This is a genomic window from Streptomyces sp. NPDC104381, assembly GCF_055583745.1.
Genome location: NZ_JBVJNK010000014.1, coordinates 58,054 through 74,782, shown reverse-complemented (window position 1 = coordinate 74,782; position 16,729 = coordinate 58,054). Strand labels below are relative to the sequence as shown.

Below are 16,729 nucleotides of genomic sequence, written 5' to 3'. Positions count from 1 at the left end.
GCGGCTCAGTCGTCCCGGGACTGCCAGCCGCGCCCGTGCATCAGGTTCTCCAGGCCCGCCCACGAGAAGTTCATCAAGGTGGAGGCGGCCTCCTTGGCCGAGACGCCGGGAGTGACGTTCGCCCAGCCGGCGAGCGCCTCCGCCGCCCCCACCAGCGCCTGCGCGAGCCCCGCCACGTCCCGGTCGGGCAGCGCGGGATCGCTGTGCGCCTCACGCGCCGCCGCGCCGATCAGACCCGTCACGAACGCAACGATCTCCTCGCGCAGCGCCCCGACCTCACTGACGAACGGCTCCCCGTGCGAGCTCGCCTGCTGGTGCAGCACCGCCCAGCCGTCCGGGTTCTCCGCGGTGTGCGTGAAGAACCCACGGAGCCCCGCCCACAGTTGCCGGTCGGCCGGCATCCCCGGCTCCACCGACGCCCGCACGGCTTCCACCAGCGCCTTCGACTCCCGGCGGATGCACGCGGTGAAGAGCTCCTCCTTGGAATTCAGATACAGATAGACCAAGGGCTTCGACACTCCGGCCAGTTCCGCGATCTCGTCCATCGAGGCGGCCCGGTACCCGCGCTGCCCGAAGGTCCGCACGGCCGCGTCCATCATCTGCTGCTCACGCACCGCGCGCGGCATCCGTTTGCTCTTCACTGCACCCACGTCGGACATCCCTCCCACCCCCTCTGCGCTACTCCCCGGTAAGGGTACGGCGCGGCCCCGCCGGCCATCGTACGGAAGGGCGGGTCCGGGCCACGACGGCCAGGAGTCGTCCGTCCCGTCCATCCACCCAGGGACTTACCACGTACGCCTCCGCCTCCCCCCGGGATCACCCCAGGGTCCGATGCCTCGGCCCCCTTCCGCCGCGTAGCGTCCCTGACATGACGATCAGACTCCAGAGACGGACGGCCGTCGTCGCCCTGTCGGCGATGCTCCTGGCGGTCACGCCCGCTGTCACAGCCCAGGCCTTACCCGGCGCCGCGCCCTCGCAGGCCGCGCCCGCCGCCGCGACGACCGAGCTGCCTCGCCCGACCGGCCCGTACGCGGTCGGCACCGAGGTCCTGCACCTCACCGACCACAGCCGCGCCGACCCCTGGGTGCCGGAAGCCGGGGACCGCGAGCTGATGGTCTCCCTGTACCACCCCGCCCGCCCGGGACGGCCCGGCGCCGCCGCTCCGTACATGACCACGCGGGAGGCCGAGGCCGTGCTCGCGGGCCGCGGGCTGCCGGACGACGCCCCCGCCCTGGTCAGCTCGCTCGGCACCCATGCCCGCACCGGGGCACGCCCGGCCCGGGGGCGCTTCCCCTTGGTGCTGCTCTCCCCCGGCTTCGGCAACCCGCGGGCGACGATGACCTCGCTCGCGGAGGAGCTGGCGAGCCGCGGTTACGTGGTGGCGAGCGTCGACCACGCCTACGAGTCCGTCGGGACCGAGCTCCCCGACGGCCGGGTCCTGACCTGCGCGGCCTGCGACCGGGTCGACGCCGCGCCCTCCGAAGAGGCCCGGCGGGAACTGACCCGGCTCGTCTCCACCGGACGGGCCACGGACCTCTCCTTCGTGCTGGACCGGCTGACCGGCCACCGGCCCGCCTGGAAGAACGCCCGCATGATCGACCCCGAGCGGGTCGCCGTGGCCGGCCACTCCATCGGGGGCAGCGCGGCCGCCTCCGCGATGCTCGCCGACCCGCGCTTCGACGCGGGGGTCACCATGGACGGCACGTTCCAGGAGCGCGTCCCCGCGTCCGGCCTCGGCGCGCGCCCCTTCCTGATGCTGGGCACCACGTCCTTCCACACCCCCGGCGGCGACGAGTCCTGGGACGAGGCCTGGCAGCACCTGGACGGCTGGAAGCGCTGGCTGGGCGTCGAGGGCTCCGGGCACTCCAGCTTCACGGACGTACCCGTCCTGGAGGACCGGATGGGCGTGACGCTGGACCCCACGGTCACGCTCTCCACCGGCCGTCAGGTCCGCATCACCCGTGACTACGTCGCCGCCTTCCTCGACCAGCACCTGCGCGGCCGCCACCAGCGCCTGCTGGACGGCCCCACCGCCGGCAACCCGGAGGTGGTCTTCCAGCACCCCTGACCGGACCCCCTGACCACCCCGCACACAGGAGCGCCCCCGGACACGGGGTCCGGGGGCGCTGCTGCGCGGGTGCGGCTGTCACACCGTGACGGGGACACCCTTCGGCTCCGCGTCGCGCACCTCGGGCTCCTCGACCGGGGAGGCCGACGCCGAGTTGTACGCGTCGTGGTCGAGGATCTTCTCGCGGGCCGCGACGATCACCGGGACCAGCGCCTGTCCCGCCACGTTCGTGGCGGTGCGCATCATGTCCAGGATCGGGTCGATGGCGAGGAGCAGGCCCACGCCCTCCAGCGGGAGGCCCAGCGTCGACAGGGTGAGGGTCAGCATGACCGTGGCGCCGGTGAGGCCGGCGGTGGCCGCCGAGCCGATGACCGAGACGAACGCGATCAGGATGTAGTCACCGATGCCCAGCTGGACGTCGAAGATCTGCGCGATGAAGATCGCGGCCAGCGCCGGGTAGATCGCGGCGCAGCCGTCCATCTTCGTCGTGGCGCCGAACGGGACGGCGAAGGAGGCGTACTCCTTCGGAACGCCGAGGCGCTCGGTGACCCGCTGGGTGACCGGCATGGTGCCGACCGAGGAGCGGGAGACGAAGGCCAGCTGGATCGCGGGCCAGGCGCCCTTGAAGAACTGGATCGGGCTGACCTTGGCGACCGTGGCGAGCAGCAGCGGGTAGACGCCGAACAGCACCAGGGCGCAGCCGATGTAGACGTCGGCGGTGAACGTGGCGTACTTGCCGATCAGGTCCCAGCCGTAGTCGGCGATGGCGTAGCCGATGAGGCCGACGGTGCCGATCGGGGCGAGGCGGATGACCCACCACAGGGCCTTCTGGAGGAGCTCCAGGACCGACTCGCTGAGCGTAAGGATCGGCTGGGCCTTCTCACCGAGCTTGAGCGCGGCGATACCGGCGACGGCGGCCATGAAGACGATCTGCAGGACGTTCAGCTCGGTGAACGGCGTGATCACGTTCTCCGGGATGATGCCCGTGAGGAAGTCGAGCCAGGAGCCCGCGTGCTCGGGCTTGGCGCCGTCCTTCGGGGTGAGGCCGGTGCCGGAGCCCGGGTTGGTGATCAGGCCGATCGCGAGGCCGATGGCGACGGCGATCAGCGAGGTGATCATGAACCAGAGCAGGGTGCGGGTGGCCAGCCTGGCGGCGTTGTTGACCTTCCGCAGGTTGGTGATGGACACCAGGATCGCGAAGAAGACGAGGGGCGCGACGGCCAGCTTCAGCAGCTGGACGAAGATGTGGCCGACCTTGTCGAGCGTGGTGTAGAGCCAGGCGATCTCGTAGCTGCGGGTGATCCAGCCGAGCAGGACACCGAGGACGAGACCGGCGACTATCTGCACCCAGAAGGGGATGCTGGGCAGACGGAAGCCGGAACCGGACGGCTTACCGGCTTCGGTCTCTGCGGCGGGCGCGGGATTCGCGGACACGGACACACTCCAGATGGGACGCATCGGGACGTACGGCGACAGACGTACGGTCGTGCGGTCGAACAGGGGGACGGGGGTGCGGCGCCCGCGTCAGGGGCGGCGCCGCTGCATGATGCCGGTTCAGACGTTGCGGCAACAGACCGCGGACATACAGCGGCAGAGATCGACATGCAGGCGCGCCACGAGCGGGACGCCCGGGGCGTGACGGATGCGCACTGCGGTCAACATGTCGAATACGTTAACACTGCAACTTTGAGAACCTCAAAGGTACGCTTCTTGATCATTTATGAACGGTGCGCGTGCGGGCACGCGAAAGCCCCGGTACGGGAGCGGATGCTCCGGCCCGGGGCCTCGTCCGTCAGGGGTGCGGCTGTGAGGAACCTTACGCGGCGCCTACTGGGCGACGCTGTCCTCGCGGGTGCGGTTCGCCTCGAGCCTGGCCTTGGTCCGGTCGACCGTCGTGATGATCTGCTCGGACATCTCGTCACGCTGCTTGCGCAGCAGGATGTAGCTGAGCGGCGCGGAGAGCACGAGGCCGAGGAGGATGACCCAGACGACGTTGGAGCCCCCGACGCCGGAGGGGAGCACGCCGAAGTGGACGGCCACGCCGGCGACGAAGAAGCAGCCGACGAAAATCAGCAGGCGCATGGCGGTGTACCGGATCGTTGCGCTCGGCTTGGCAGCGGACACGGCTGGCCTTCTCTCTACGTCCGACGTTCCTGCGGTCGTGCAGTCTGGGTCCTGCCCGACCAGTGAAGCATGCCCCGAATTCGATCAGTTCGCAGGGTTGCCCCGGCGGGCCCGCGTCACGGACGGAAGAGCGGGAGCAGCATGATCACGTCGTCGCGGTAGTCGTCCTCGGCGACCCGGATGGCGTTCGGGACCCGGCCCACCTCCTTGTATCCGCAGGAGGCGTAGAAGCGGTCGGCCCCGGTGCCGCCACGGCAGGTGAGCCGGATGGCGTCGATGCCGTCGAGCCCCAGGGCGGCGTCGGCCGTGGCCGCCATCAGCTCGTGTCCGTACCCCTTGCCCTGGTGGCGGGGGTGGACCATCACCGTGTAGACGCCGATCCAGTGCCGCATGAGCCGGTGGGTGTTGCGGGCGAGGAAGGCGGTGGCGGCGACCGTGCCGTCCTCGTCGCGCCCGACGATCACGTGGGTGCGGCCCTCGGCCATCCCGGCGAGGTGCTTGACCAGCTCGGTCCGCACCTCGTCACCGGTGACGGGCGGCACGAAGCCGACGGCCCCTCCGGCGTTGCTGACGTCGACCCAGAGCGCGGTGATGCCGTCCCGCAGCTCACGGTCGAATGAGGGATCCACCTCGAATGTAAGTGCCATACGAGCACATTAACTATTACGCAATGGGCGCTCAAGCCGCGTCCACCACGCGAGAAAGCCCCGGCCGGGGGACGGCAGGCCGGGGCTTTCGTACAGCGGGACACCCGGGACACCCGCCGTGGGGTGCGGGGCGTCGGGCGGGTGTGTCGCCTCAGACGCGCATGGGCTGCGGCGTCTCGCGGCGCTCGGCGTCCGGGCCCGGGTACTCGCGCAGGATCTCGTACCGGGTGTTGCGCTCCACGGGCCGGAAGCCGGCGTCGCGGATGAGGTCCAGCAGGTCCTCACGGCCGAGCTTGTTCGGGGTGCCGTAGTCGTCGGCGTCGTGCGTGATCTTGTACTCGACGACCGAGCCGTCCATGTCGTCGGCGCCGTGCTGGAGCGCGAGCTGCGCGGTCTGCACGCCGTGCATCACCCAGAAGACCTTGACGTGCGGGACGTTGTCGAAGAGCAGCCGCGAGACCGCGAAGGTCTTGAGCGCCTCGGCACCGGTCGCCATCGACGTACGCGCCTGGAGGGTGTTGCGGACCTTGCCGTCCTTCATGTCCACGAAGTCGTGCTGGTAGCGCAGCGGGATGAAGACCTGGAAGCCGCCGGTCTCGTCCTGCATCTCCCGCAGCCGCAGCACGTGGTCGACGCGGTGACGGGGCTCCTCGATGTGCCCGTACAGCATCGTCGCCGGGGTCTTGAGACCCTTCTCGTGCGCGAGACGGTGGATGCGCGACCAGTCCTCCCAGTGGGTGTTGTGGTCGACGATGTGCTGGCGGACCTCCCAGTCGAAGATCTCCGCGCCGCCGCCGGTCAGCGACTCCAGACCGGCGTCGATCAGCTCGTCGAGGATCTCGGAGGCCGAGAGCCCGGAGATCGTCTCGAAGTGGTGGATCTCCGTCGCCGTGAACGCCTTGAGCGCCACCTCCGGCAGGGCTTCCTTGAGCGCGCTGAGCGAGCGCGGGTAGTAACGCCACGGCAGGGTGGGGTGCAGTCCGTTGACGATGTGCAGCTCGGTGAGGTTCTCGCCCTGCATCGCCTTCGCGAGACGGACGGCCTCCTCGATGCGCATCGTGTACGCGTCCTTCTCGCCCGGCTTGCGCTGGAACGAGCAGTACGCGCAGGACGCGGTGCACACGTTCGTCATGTTGAGGTGACGGTTGACGTTGAAGTGGACGACGTCGCCGTTCTTCCTCGTGCGCACCTCGTGGGCCAGCCCACCGAGCCACGCCAGGTCGTCGGACTCGTAGAGCGCGATCCCGTCCTCGCGGGTCAGCCGCTCGCCGGCCCGGACCTTCTCCTCCAGCTCGCGCTTGAGTCCCGCGTCCACCAGTGCCCCTCACATGTCTCTGTGCAGTCGTTCCGCGGCCCACGGTACTCCCCCGGCCTCCGGGCGCGGGCACCCCCGTCGCCGCTCCGCGTCAGACCTCCTCGGGGAGTTCCCCGACCCGGTTCTCCCACTTGGTGGAGAGCACGACCGTCGTACGGGTCCGGGAGACGCCCCGGGTGCCGCTGAGCCGCCTGATGGTCTTCTCCAGCCCGTCCACGTCGCCGACCCGGACCTTGAGCATGAACGAGTCGTCGCCCGCGATGAACCAGCAGTCCTCGATCTCGGCGAGGTCCTTCAGCCGGTGCGCGACGTCCTCGTGGTCGGCGGCGTCGGAGAGGGAGATGCCGATCAGCGCGGTGACGCCGAGCCCCAGCGACGCCGCGTCGACGGTCGCGCGGTAACCGGTGATGACACCGGCGGTTTCCAGCCGGTTGATGCGGTCGGTGACGCTGGGCCCGGAGAGCCCTACGAGCCGCCCCAGCTCGGCATACGAGGCCCTGCCGTTCTCTCTGAGGGCCTGGATGAGCTGCCTGTCCACCGCGTCCATGTGACTGAAACCTTCCATTGTTCAGCAGTACCGCGAGTTTACGTGTAGAATCTAAGGCACAACAGGGTCAGGCCCTGTAAATCTTTCTCATCATCCAAGAAACGCTTTCGAATCTTCAGGAGTGAACGTCACCGTGTACTCGATCGAGATGGCCTACGCCCGGATGCGCGAGCTGCAGGACCTGGCCAACCGCTCGCGTGCCCATCAGCCCGCCGCCGCCCACCGCGTCGACCGCACCCGCGGCCCGCGCGTGTCCAAGAAGCGCTGACCCCACCGGGTTCAGCCCCGGGAGGCGCCACCGAGCTCCCCCTCCCACCGGCGGTACAGCTGGTGCGGCACCCCCGCCGCGTCCAGCACCCGCCCGGCGACGAAGTCCACCAGGTCCTGGATGCGCGTCGCCCCCGCGTAGAACGCCGGAGAGGCGGGCAGCACCACGGCGCCCGCCTCGTCGAGCGCCACCATCTGCTTCAGCGTCTGACCGCTGAGCGGCGTCTCGCGTACGGCGACGACCAGCTTCCGCCGCTCCTTGAGCGTCACGCTCGCGGCCCGCTGGAGCAGGTCCTTCGAGAGCCCCAGCGCCACCCCGGCCACGCACGCCGTCGACGCCGGGACGATCAGCATCCCCTTCGCCGGGTACGACCCCGAGGACGGCCCGGCCGCCAGGTCACCGGCCGCCCAGTGGCGTACGCCGCCGATGTCCGGCCGGAAGGTGTCCGGCTTCCCGTCCGCGCCCCGCGCCAGCCAGCTCCGCAGGTCCTCCTGCCAGTGGGCGTCGCGGAAGGCGATCCCCGTCTCGTCCAGGAGCGTCAGCCGCGAGGCGCGGCTGACCACCAGATCGACGCTCTCCCCTGCGTCCAGCAGTCCGCGCAGCACCGACGCCGCGAAGGGCGTGCCCGACGCGCCCGACACCCCGACAATCCAAGGCCTGCGTTCCTGCTGAGTCATCGAAGTCCTGGCTGTCACACCGCCGAGCCTATCCGGCACCCCGCTCCAGGAACCGAGCCAGGGGCTCCGGACGTTGCAACGGATGAGAGAACAGCCATGGACAGGGGGTGACCATGCCCGGCACACGGACGACCGCCACCGCACGGGCCGTCACGGCCGGAGCGGTCATGCTCGCCTGGGTCGCGCTCCTGTGGCTGCTCGAAGGCATCGACATGGCGACGGGTAACGCCCTCGACACCTACGGCGTCAGCCCCCGCGAGCCCGCCGAGCTGGCCGACGTCGTGCCGTCGGCGTTCCTGCACAGCGGCTGGGAGCACGTGGCGTCCAACAGCGTCCCGCTGCTGGTCCTCGGCTTCATCGCCGCGCTCGGGGGGATACGCAGGTTCGCCGCCGTGGTGCTCGTGGTGATCGTGACGTCCGGCCTCGGCGTCTGGCTCACCGCGCCGCCGCACACGGTGACGCTCGGCGCGTCCGGTGTGGTCTTCGGCCTCTTCGGCTATCTGCTGGTACGCGGCTTCGTCGACCGGCGCCCGCTGGACATCGTCGTCGGCGTGCTCATCGCCGCGGTCTACGGCTCGCTGCTCTGGGGCGTGCTGCCGACGGACTCCGGCATCAGCTGGCAGGGCCATCTCTTCGGCCTCGTGGGCGGGGTGGCGGCGGCGTTCTTCTTCCGCCGCCCCCGCCGCCCGCACGGGCCGGGCTACGTCACGGTGTGAGGCCCCGCACCAGCAGGTCGAGCAGCGCGCAGGCGAAGAGCGCTATCCCGATGAAGCCGTTGACCGAGAAGAAGGCCCGGTTCAGCCGGGACAGGTCGTGCGGCCGCACGACCCGGTGCTCGTACACGAAGGCGACGGCGACGATCACCATGCCGATCCAGTAGAAGATCTCCGCGTCCGTCGCCAGGCCGAACAACACCAGCAGCCCGGTCGTCACGACGTGGCAGACCCTGGCCCCCCACAGCGCGGCCGGGATCCCGAACCGCGCGGGGAAGGAGAGCACACCGTGGGCCCGGTCGGCCCGCACGTCCTGGCAGGCGAAGATCAGGTCGAAGCCGCCGATCCAGATGCCGACGGCCAGCCCCAGGATCACCGCGTCCCACGACCAGCTCCCGGTCACCGCCAGCCAGGCGCCGATCGGGCCGATGGCCTGGGCGAGGCCCAGGATCGCGTGCGGGAAGTTCGTGAACCTCTTGCCGTACGGATAGACGACCATCGGCACGACGGCCACGGGCGCCAGCGCCAGGCACAGGGGGTTCAGCAGGGCGGCGGCGCCCAGGAAGAACACGAGGGCCACGAGCGCGCCGGTCCAGGCGGACTTCACCGTGACCGCGCCGGTCACCAGCTCACGGCCCTCCGTGCGCGGGTTACGGGCGTCGATCTCCCGGTCGATGATCCGGTTGGCGGCCATCGCGAACGTACGCAGTCCGACCATCGCGACGGTCACGAGCAGCAGCGTGCCCCAGTGGAACGTGCCGTCCAGCTGGAACATCGCGGTCAGCGCGGCGATGTAGGCGAACGGCAGCGCGAAGACCGAGTGCTCGATCATCACCAGCCGCAGGAACGCGCGGGGCTTGCTGCGCGGCTGGGGCACCGCGGCGGCGGAGGCACTCACAGGCCGTACTCCTTCCAGCGGCGGTCGACCATCGCCGCCGTATCCGGGTCGGACTCGACCATGGCCGGCCAGCCCCCGTCCCGGGTGTACCCCTCCTCGGGCAGCTTCCTGGTCGCGTCGATCCCGGCCTTTCCGCCCCAGAACTGCTGGTAGGAGGCGTGGTCGAGATGATCGACCGGGCCCTCGGTGAGCAGCAGGTCACGGGCGTAGTCGGTGTTGCCGAGCGCGCGCCAGGCCACCTCGTGGAGGTCGTGGACATCGCAGTCGGCGTCCACGACGACGATCAGCTTGGTCAGCGACATCATGTGCGCGCCCCAGACGGCACTCATCACCTTCTGGGCGTGCTTGGGGTACTTCTTGTCGATCGACACGATCGCACAGTTGTGGAACCCGCCCGCCTCCGGCAGGTGGTAGTCCACGATGTCCGGGATGATGATCTTGAGCAGGGGCAGGAAGAACCGCTCGGTGGCCCGCCCCAGCGGACCGTCCTCGGTGGGCGGCCGGCCCACGACGATCGACTGGAGCAGCGGACGCTTCCGCATCGTCACACAGTCGATCCTCAGCGCGGGGAAGGGCTCCTGGGGGGTGTAGAAGCCGGTGTGGTCGCCGAAGGGCCCCTCGGGCAGCATCTCGCCCGGCTCCAGCCACCCCTCGATGACGACCTCGGCCTGCGCAGGAACCTGGAGCGGAACGGTCTTGCAGTCGACCATCTCGATCCGCTTGCCCTGGACGAAGCCGGCGAAGAGGTACTCGTCGATGTCCCCGGGCAGCGGCGCCGTCGAGGCGTACGTGACCGCCGGCGGCGCTCCGAACGCGATGGCGACGGGCAGCTTCTCGCCGCGCCTGGCGGCCACCTGGTAGTGGTTGCGGCTGTCCTTGTGGATCTGCCAGTGCATCCCGATGGTGCGCTTGTCGTGGCGCTGGAGCCGGTAGAGCCCGAGGTTGCGGATCCCCGTCTCGGGGTCCTTGGTGTGGGTGAGGCCGAGGTTGAAGAAGGAGCCGCCGTCCTCGGGCCAGGTGAAGAGCGCGGGCAGCTGGTCCAGGTCCACGTCGTCGCCGGTCAGGACGACCTCCTGGACGGGGGCGCTGTCGGACTTCACCTTCTTCGGCGGCAGATGGGTCACCGCGCCGAGCTTCCCGAACGCCTCCCGGATCCCGACGAAGCCCTGCGGCAGCTCCGGCTTGAGGAGGCCGCCGATCTTGTCGCTGATCTCGGCGTAGGACTTCAGCCCGAGTGCCTTGAGCAGTCGCCGGTCGGTCCCGAAGACATTCATGGCCAGGGGCATGGACGCCCCCTTGACGTTCTCGAAGAGCAGCGCGGGGCCGCCCGCCTTGTTCACCCGGTCGACGATCTCGCCGACCTCCAGATACGGGTCGACCTCGGCCTTGATGCGCTTGAGATCGCCCTCGCGCTCCAGAGCCCGGAGCAGGGAGCGAAGATCGTCGTAAGCCATAAGGCCAAGTATCGGACACCCGCTACCCTGGGCCCATCACCGGGGGCGGTCCGTGCGCCCCGTCACCTCACCTCGGGGGATCTCCACGATGCTCAGGGCCCTGATCTACATCCTGCCGCTGGCGCTGACGATCTTCGCGTTCATCGACTGCCTGAACACCCCGGAGGACGAGGCGAAGCACCTGCCCAAGATCGCCTGGGTCTTCATCATCCTGCTGTTCTGGATCGTCGGGCCGATCGTCTGGCTGGCCGCGGGCAAGGTGCGCCACGCGTCCGCCGGCGGCGGGGCGTCCTCGGAGTGGCACCGCGGCCGCCGAGGCACCTGGGTGGCGCCCGACGACAACCCTGACTTCCTGAACTCGCTGAAGGACAGCGAGAAGAAGGACGGGAGCACGCGGGACGCGCACACACGGGACGAGGCCCACCTCGCGGACTGGGAGGCGGACCTGCGCCGCCGCGAGGAGGAGATCAAGCGCCGGGAGAGCGGTGCGGGCCCCGAGGACACCACTCCGCCCGCCGGCTCATGACCTCGTGACCTCGTGACCTCATGAGGACAGCAGGCGCCCCAGCCGTTCGAGCAGGGGCAGCAGAGCGGTGCGCTCCTCGGGGGTGAGGGCCTCCAGCGCGCCGTGCACCACGCGCATCTCCGCGCGGATCCGGTGCGCCAGCTCGGTGCCCTCCGCCGTGCGGGCGGCCACCTTGGAGCGGCGGTCACCGGGCGCCGGGGTGCGTGTCACCAGGCCACGGGTCTCCATGCGGCCGATGAGCCCGGTCGCGTTGGACGCGTCGCACACCAGATGACTGGCGAGCGCGCTCATGGGCATGGGTTCATTGAGGGCGATCAGCGCCCGGGCCTGCGACGTGCTGAGACCGTGGCGGCCCGCGACGGCCGTGAGGTCGTCGTGGTGGCCACGGACGACGACTGCGAGGGGTTCCAGCAGTTCGTCCGGAGTAGGGACGGCGCGGGGTGCCGGTTCCGTCGTCATGGTCGGTCATCCTTCGATCGGTACGCGCGGTCCGGAGGCCCGGACCCTGTCCGCCACGCATCCGCATTCATTTGACATGCTCAACTTTGACCCGTTACATGAAGGGTATTGCTTGAGCATATCAAGCTTCAGTTCCACGCGTCTTACGTCTCGCGTCTCGTAGGGAGCACCCCCCATGCCCTCCGTACTCTTCGTTCTCACCGGTGCCGACCACTGGACCCTCAACGACGGCACCACCCACCCCACCGGCTTCTGGGCCGAGGAACTGGCCGCCCCGCACCGTGTCTTCGCGCAGGCGGGCTTCGACATCACCGTCGCCACCCCCGGCGGGGTCGCCCCCACCGTGGACAGCGTGAGCCTCACCGCCGAGAGCAACGGGGGCCAGGAGCAGGCCGACGCCGTGGCCTCCTACCTCGCCGCCATCGACGAGACGCTCCGCATCCCCGCCCGGCTGGAGGACGTGGTCCCCACCTCGTACGACGTCGTCTTCTACCCCGGCGGCCACGGGCCCATGGAGGACCTGGCCGTCGACGAGGCGTCCGGGCGGCTGCTCACCTCGGCCCTGGACTCCGGCACCCATGTCGCCGTGCTGTGCCACGCCCCCGCCGCCCTGCTGGCCGCCCGCCGCGAGGACGGCAGCTGGCCGTTCGCCGGGTACCGCATGACCGGCTTCAGCAACGCCGAGGAGACCCAGGCCGGGCTGGCCGCCAAGGCGCCCTGGCTGCTGGAGAACCGCCTCGTCGAGCTCGGCGCCGACTACACCGCCGCCGACCCCTGGGCGGTGCACACCGTGCACGACCGCACCCTGCACACCGGCCAGAACCCCGCCTCCTCCGAGCAGCTGGCCCGCGAGATCGTGGCCGCCCTGTGAGCGCCCCCGCGACCGTGCGGGAAACCCCGGCCGAGGTCGTCGCCCGGCTCCGCACGGCCTTCCGCACCGGCCGGACCAGGGACCTCGGCTGGCGCACGGAACAGCTGACCCGGCTCCGCGCCCTGCTCACCGAGCGCGGTGACGCTCTGGCCGAGGCCCTCCACGCCGACCTGGGCAAGAGCCGCAAGGAGGCCTACCGGACCGAGATCGACTTCACGGTCCGCGAGATCGACCACACCCTGGAGCGCCTGGCCGGCTGGCTGGAGCCCGAGCCCGCCCCCGTACCGGCCGTCCTCGCCGGGGCGACCGCCCACACCGTGCAGGACCCGCTCGGCGTCGTCCTGGTCATCGCGCCCTGGAACTACCCGGTGCAGCTGCTGCTCGCACCGGTCGCGGGGGCGCTGGCGGCGGGCAACACCGTCGTCGCCAAGCCCAGCGAGCTGGCGCCCGCCACCTCCGCCGCCCTGGCCCGGCTGCTGCCGGAGTACCTGGACACCGACACGCTCACCGTGGTGGAGGGCGCGGTCCCGGAGACCACCGCGCTGCTCGCCGAGCGCTTCGACCACATCTTCTACACGGGCAACGGCACGGTCGGCCGCATCGTGATGGCCGCCGCGGCGAAGCACCTCACCCCGGTGACGCTCGAACTGGGCGGCAAGTCACCCGCGTTCGTCGACCGCGGCACGGATCTGGGGACGGTGGCCGCCCGGCTGGTCTCGGGGAAGTTCCTCAACACGGGCCAGACGTGCGTGGCGCCCGACTACGTCCTGACCGACCCGGAGACCGCGCCCGCCCTCGTGGACGCGCTCGCCGCGGCGGTCGAGGAGCGGTTCGGCCCGGACGCCTCGCAGTCGCCGGAGTACGGCCGGATCGTCAACGAGCGCCACTTCGACCGGCTGGTGGGCCTCCTGGACTCCGGCCGTACGGTGACGGGCGGCGCCCACGACCGGGACACGAAGTACATCGCCCCGACCGTGCTGGCCGATGTCGCCCCGGACTCCCCCGTGATGCGCGAGGAGATCTTCGGCCCGGTGCTGCCGGTCCTCACCGTGGACGGCCTCGACGAGGCCATCGGGTTCATCAACGACCGGGACAAGCCCCTGGCCCTGTACGCGTTCACGGAGTCCCCCGGCGTACGGGAACGGCTGCTGGCCGAGACCTCGTCCGGCGGGGTCGGGATGGGCCTTCCGCTGGCCCATCTGACCGTCTCCGACCTGCCGTTCGGCGGGGTCGGCGAGAGCGGCATGGGCAACTACCACGGCCGGTACTCCCTGGAGACGTTCAGCCACCGCAAGGCGGTCCTGGACACCCCGCTGGGCTGACCGTACGGACGACGGGAGGGCGCGACCGCTGCGGTCGCGCCCTCCCGTCGTCCGTGTGCGTACCGGTCAGACCCCGGCGTAGGAGTGCTTGCCGGTGACGAAGATGTTCACGCCGTAGTAGTTGAACAGCCAGCAGCCGAAGGCGACGAGCGCCAGGTAGGCGGCCTTGCGTCCCTTCCAGCCGGCCGTCGCGCGGGCGTGCAGGTAGGCGGCGTACGCGACCCACGTGATGAAGGACCAGACCTCCTTGGGGTCCCAGCCCCAGTAGCGGCCCCAGGCGTCGCCCGCCCAGATCGCGCCCGCGATGATCGTGAACGTCCACAGCGGGAAGACCGCGGCGTTGATGCGGTACGAGAAGGTGTCCAGGCTCTTGGCGGCCGGCAGCCGCTCCAGGACGGAGGAGGCGAACTTCCCGGGCGTGCCGCCGTTCGCGATCTTGTTCTCGTAGCTGTCGCGGAAGAGGTAGAGCAGCGTGCCGACGGCGCCGAGGTAGAAGACGGCGCCGCAGATGATGGCGGTGGAGACGTGGATCCACAGCCAGTAGGAGTGGAGCGCGGGCACCAGCTGGTCGCTGTCGGTGTACAGCGTGGTCGTGGCGATGCCGAGGTCCAGCAGGACCGTGGTCACCAGCAGCAGACCGATCCAGCGGACCTTCTTCCGCAGGGCCAGCAGGATGAGGTACGCGCCGACGGCCACCGTGGAGAAGGTGATCGAGAACTCGTACATGTTGCCCCAGGGGGCCCGCTGCACCGACAGGGCGCGCGCGACGACGCCGCCCGCCTGGACGGCGAAGGCGACGACGGTCAGGGAGACGGCGATACGCCCCCACAGGTCGCCCTTGAAGGTGCCGCCCGCCGCCCCGGGACCGTCCGGGACGTCACGGGTCCCGGCGGCGGAGCGCGTGACGATCCTGGGACGGTCCAGCACGGCGGTGCCGCCCTGCTGCGCGACCTGCACCTTCACCGCGGAACTGGCGGCCGCCATGTCCTGCTTCAGCGCGGCGGCCGTGCGGCCGACCTTGCTGCGGCTGCCGAAGACCCACTCGGCGATGTGCGCGAAGAAGGCCAGGGTGTAGACGGCCATCGACGAATAGATCAGCACATTGCTGGTATGTGCCAGGTTCTCGTTGGTTGCGGCGGCGAGATTCACTTCTCAGCCCCTTCGGCAGGTTCTTCGGAAGGTGGTTCGGTCACGGATTCGGGATCGGGCGCGGTGGGTGCCACGGTGTGGAGTGCGACCGCGAGATCACCCAGCTCCTCGGGCAGCTTCGCGGACTCGCTCCGTCCCAGGCCCGCCATCTCGACGACGGTGACGCCGTCCGCTCCCCGCACGGCCCGCACCCACACGCGGCGGCGCTGGATGAAGAGCGATCCGGCGAGCCCGATGATGGCGGCGACGGCTCCGGTGAGCGCCCAGCCGCTGGCGGGCTGGCGCGAGATCTGGAAGCTGGCCCATTCCTCGACGCCCTCGAAGGTGACGGAGCCCGCGCCGTCGGGGAGCTTCATGCTCTCGCCGGGGCGCAGCCGCTTCTTCAGCTGGTCCCCGTTGCTGTCCTTGAATTCCTTCATCTTGGACGTGTCGAGCTGGTACACGTTCTGCGGCAGCCCGGAGTCGACGCCCAGGCTGCCGTGGTAGCCGTTGAGCGCGAGGACCGGGTAGTCGAGGCCGGGGTACTGCGAGAACATCGTGCCCTGGCCGGCACCGGCGAACGTGGGGACGAAGAAGGCCTGGAAGCCCAGCTGGGTCTTCACACCGTTCTTGTCCTTGTAGCCGTCCATCACCTTCACGGCACCGGTCGAGGTGACGTTGTTGTCGATGGGCAGCAGGGGCACGGCGCTCTTGTAGACCTCCTTGCCGCTGCCGTCCTTGACCGAGATCACCGGGGCGTAGCCGTGGGCGTTGAGGTAGACCTTCGTCCCGTCGACGACGAGCGGCTTGTTGACCTCGATGACCTTCTGCTTCTCCTCGCCGTCGGCGCCCTCGGAGTACGTGACCCTGGCCTCGTAGGTCCGGGGCGTGCCGCGCTGGGGGCCGCTGCGCTCGTACGTGCCGACGAAGTCCTTCAGGTCGAAGCTGAAGGGGGTGAGGTCGTCGTTGTCGAAGAGCGAGCCGGACTTGAAGTCGTCGTACTGGGTGATCGTGTTGGCGAAGCCGTCGCCCTCGACGATCAGCTTGCCGCCCTCGGACTTGAAGAGCTGTCCGCCGGCGAACGCGACGAGCATGACGATCAGCGCGATGTGGAACAGCAGGTTGCCGGTCTCGCGCAGATAGCCCTTCTCGGCGGCCACCGCGTCACCGGCCGTGTGCGAGCGGAAGCGCCGCTTGCGCAGGAGGGCGAGCGCGGCCTCACGGACCTGCTCGGGCTCGGCGTCGGTGCGCCAGGTGGTGTACGCGGGCAGCCGGGTCAGCTTCTTGGGGGCGCCGGGCGGGCGGCCGCGCAGCTGGCCGATGAACTGGCCGGTACGCGGGACGATGCAGCCGATCAGCGAGACGAACAGCAGGATGTAGATCGCGGAGAACCACACCGAGCTGTAGACGTCGAAGAACTGGAGCTTCTCGTAGAGAGGCGTGACGGTGGTGTGGGCCTCCTTGAAGGTCTGCACCTTCAGTTCGTCCACGCTGTTCTGTGGGATCAGTGAGCCGGGGATCGCGCCGAGCGACAGCAGGAAGAGCAGGATCAGCGCGACCCGCATCGAGGTGAGCTGCCGCCAGAACCAGCGGGCCCAGGCGATGGCGCCCATCGCCGGTACGGAGGAGGCGGACTCCTCGCGCGGGGCGGTGGAGAGCTGGTCCCCGGCCCGGCCGAGGTCGCGCTCGTCCGTGGTGTTCGTGTTGCTCAT

Annotated in this window: 18 protein-coding genes; 6 read left to right on the top strand and 12 right to left on the bottom strand. The window is 70.1% G+C overall.

Annotation, left to right across the window (positions count from 1 at the left end):
• Positions 1-5: 5 nt before the first annotated feature.
• On the bottom strand, positions 6-650 hold the full coding sequence (locus ACZ607_RS34575) for a TetR/AcrR family transcriptional regulator (RefSeq protein ID WP_469741797.1): 645 nt from the start codon (positions 648-650) through the stop codon (positions 6-8).
• A gap of 218 nt (positions 651-868) precedes the next feature.
• Here ACZ607_RS34575 and ACZ607_RS34570 point away from each other — a divergent pair, with 218 nt between their 5' ends.
• Complete coding sequence (locus tag ACZ607_RS34570) at positions 869-2,068, top strand: alpha/beta hydrolase family protein (protein WP_469741795.1); 1,200 nt, start codon at positions 869-871, stop codon at positions 2,066-2,068.
• Positions 2,069-2,146: 78 nt separating this feature from the next.
• Here the strand turns inward: ACZ607_RS34570 and ACZ607_RS34565 are convergent, their stop codons facing one another.
• The 5 genes from ACZ607_RS34565 to ACZ607_RS34545 form a co-directional block, all read right to left on the bottom strand.
• Positions 2,147-3,502, bottom strand: coding sequence for a dicarboxylate/amino acid:cation symporter (locus ACZ607_RS34565; RefSeq protein ID WP_469741793.1), 1,356 nt, complete (start codon positions 3,500-3,502; stop codon positions 2,147-2,149).
• Between the two features lie 393 nt (positions 3,503-3,895).
• Positions 3,896-4,192, bottom strand: a complete 297-nt coding sequence (locus ACZ607_RS34560; protein ID WP_469741791.1) for a DUF4229 domain-containing protein — start codon at positions 4,190-4,192, stop codon at positions 3,896-3,898.
• 116 nt (positions 4,193-4,308) lie between these two features.
• Positions 4,309-4,839 carry a GNAT family N-acetyltransferase gene (locus ACZ607_RS34555; protein ID WP_469741789.1) on the bottom strand — a complete coding sequence of 177 codons (531 nt, stop codon included), beginning with the start codon at positions 4,837-4,839 and terminating at the stop codon, positions 4,309-4,311.
• Between the two features lie 151 nt (positions 4,840-4,990).
• Positions 4,991-6,154, bottom strand: a complete 1,164-nt coding sequence (gene mqnE, locus ACZ607_RS34550) for an aminofutalosine synthase MqnE (RefSeq protein ID WP_469741787.1) — start codon at positions 6,152-6,154, stop codon at positions 4,991-4,993.
• A 91-nt stretch (positions 6,155-6,245) separates the two neighbouring features.
• Positions 6,246-6,701 (bottom strand): Lrp/AsnC family transcriptional regulator, encoded by a 456-nt coding sequence (locus ACZ607_RS34545; RefSeq protein WP_382991646.1) that lies wholly within the window; start codon positions 6,699-6,701, stop codon positions 6,246-6,248.
• Positions 6,702-6,822: 121 nt separating this feature from the next.
• Between ACZ607_RS34545 and ACZ607_RS34540 the strand changes: the two genes are divergently transcribed.
• Positions 6,823-6,969: a hypothetical protein gene (locus ACZ607_RS34540; RefSeq protein WP_469741785.1), complete on the top strand. Its 147-nt coding sequence runs from the start codon at positions 6,823-6,825 to the stop codon at positions 6,967-6,969.
• 11 nt (positions 6,970-6,980) lie between these two features.
• Here ACZ607_RS34540 and ACZ607_RS34535 read toward each other — a convergent pair whose 3' ends face one another.
• Positions 6,981-7,646, bottom strand: coding sequence for a UbiX family flavin prenyltransferase (locus ACZ607_RS34535; RefSeq protein WP_469741914.1), 666 nt, complete (start codon positions 7,644-7,646; stop codon positions 6,981-6,983).
• Between the two features lie 113 nt (positions 7,647-7,759).
• On the opposite strand from ACZ607_RS34535, the gene ACZ607_RS34530 reads away from it, so the two are divergent.
• Complete coding sequence (locus ACZ607_RS34530; RefSeq protein WP_469741783.1) at positions 7,760-8,362, top strand: rhomboid family intramembrane serine protease; 603 nt, start codon at positions 7,760-7,762, stop codon at positions 8,360-8,362.
• Here the strand turns inward: ACZ607_RS34530 and mqnP are convergent.
• Both mqnP and ACZ607_RS34520 read right to left on the bottom strand, forming a co-directional pair.
• Positions 8,352-9,257, bottom strand: a complete 906-nt coding sequence (gene mqnP / locus ACZ607_RS34525) for a menaquinone biosynthesis prenyltransferase MqnP (RefSeq protein ID WP_469741781.1) — start codon at positions 9,255-9,257, stop codon at positions 8,352-8,354. The two genes, ACZ607_RS34530 and mqnP, sit on opposite strands and share 11 nt — an antisense overlap.
• On the bottom strand, positions 9,254-10,711 hold the full coding sequence (locus tag ACZ607_RS34520; protein WP_469741778.1) for a menaquinone biosynthesis decarboxylase: 1,458 nt from the start codon (positions 10,709-10,711) through the stop codon (positions 9,254-9,256). Before ACZ607_RS34520 ends, mqnP begins: the two co-directional genes overlap by 4 nt.
• Positions 10,712-10,799: 88 nt before the next feature.
• Here ACZ607_RS34520 and ACZ607_RS34515 point away from each other — a divergent pair, with 88 nt between their 5' ends.
• Positions 10,800-11,237: a PLD nuclease N-terminal domain-containing protein gene (locus tag ACZ607_RS34515; RefSeq protein WP_469741776.1), complete on the top strand. Its 438-nt coding sequence runs from the start codon at positions 10,800-10,802 to the stop codon at positions 11,235-11,237.
• An 18-nt stretch (positions 11,238-11,255) separates the two neighbouring features.
• Here the strand turns inward: ACZ607_RS34515 and ACZ607_RS34510 are convergent, their stop codons facing one another.
• Positions 11,256-11,696 (bottom strand): MarR family winged helix-turn-helix transcriptional regulator, encoded by a 441-nt coding sequence (locus ACZ607_RS34510; RefSeq protein WP_469741774.1) that lies wholly within the window; start codon positions 11,694-11,696, stop codon positions 11,256-11,258.
• 175 nt (positions 11,697-11,871) lie between these two features.
• Between ACZ607_RS34510 and ACZ607_RS34505 the strand changes: the two genes are divergently transcribed.
• Positions 11,872-12,567 (top strand): type 1 glutamine amidotransferase domain-containing protein, encoded by a 696-nt coding sequence (locus tag ACZ607_RS34505; RefSeq protein ID WP_469741772.1) that lies wholly within the window; start codon positions 11,872-11,874, stop codon positions 12,565-12,567.
• Complete coding sequence (locus ACZ607_RS34500; protein ID WP_469741770.1) at positions 12,564-13,889, top strand: aldehyde dehydrogenase family protein; 1,326 nt, start codon at positions 12,564-12,566, stop codon at positions 13,887-13,889. The genes ACZ607_RS34505 and ACZ607_RS34500 overlap by 4 nt, the downstream gene beginning before the upstream one ends.
• A gap of 66 nt (positions 13,890-13,955) precedes the next feature.
• On the opposite strand, the gene ccsB is transcribed toward ACZ607_RS34500, so the two are convergent.
• Together ccsB and resB are read right to left on the bottom strand one after the other, a co-directional pair.
• Positions 13,956-15,038, bottom strand: coding sequence for a c-type cytochrome biogenesis protein CcsB (gene ccsB / locus ACZ607_RS34495; RefSeq protein WP_469741767.1), 1,083 nt, complete (start codon positions 15,036-15,038; stop codon positions 13,956-13,958).
• The gene (gene resB / locus ACZ607_RS34490; RefSeq protein WP_469741765.1) at positions 15,035-16,729 is read right to left on the bottom strand and encodes a cytochrome c biogenesis protein ResB; all 1,695 of its coding nucleotides are present in this window, start codon (positions 16,727-16,729) and stop codon (positions 15,035-15,037) included. Before resB ends, ccsB begins: the two co-directional genes overlap by 4 nt.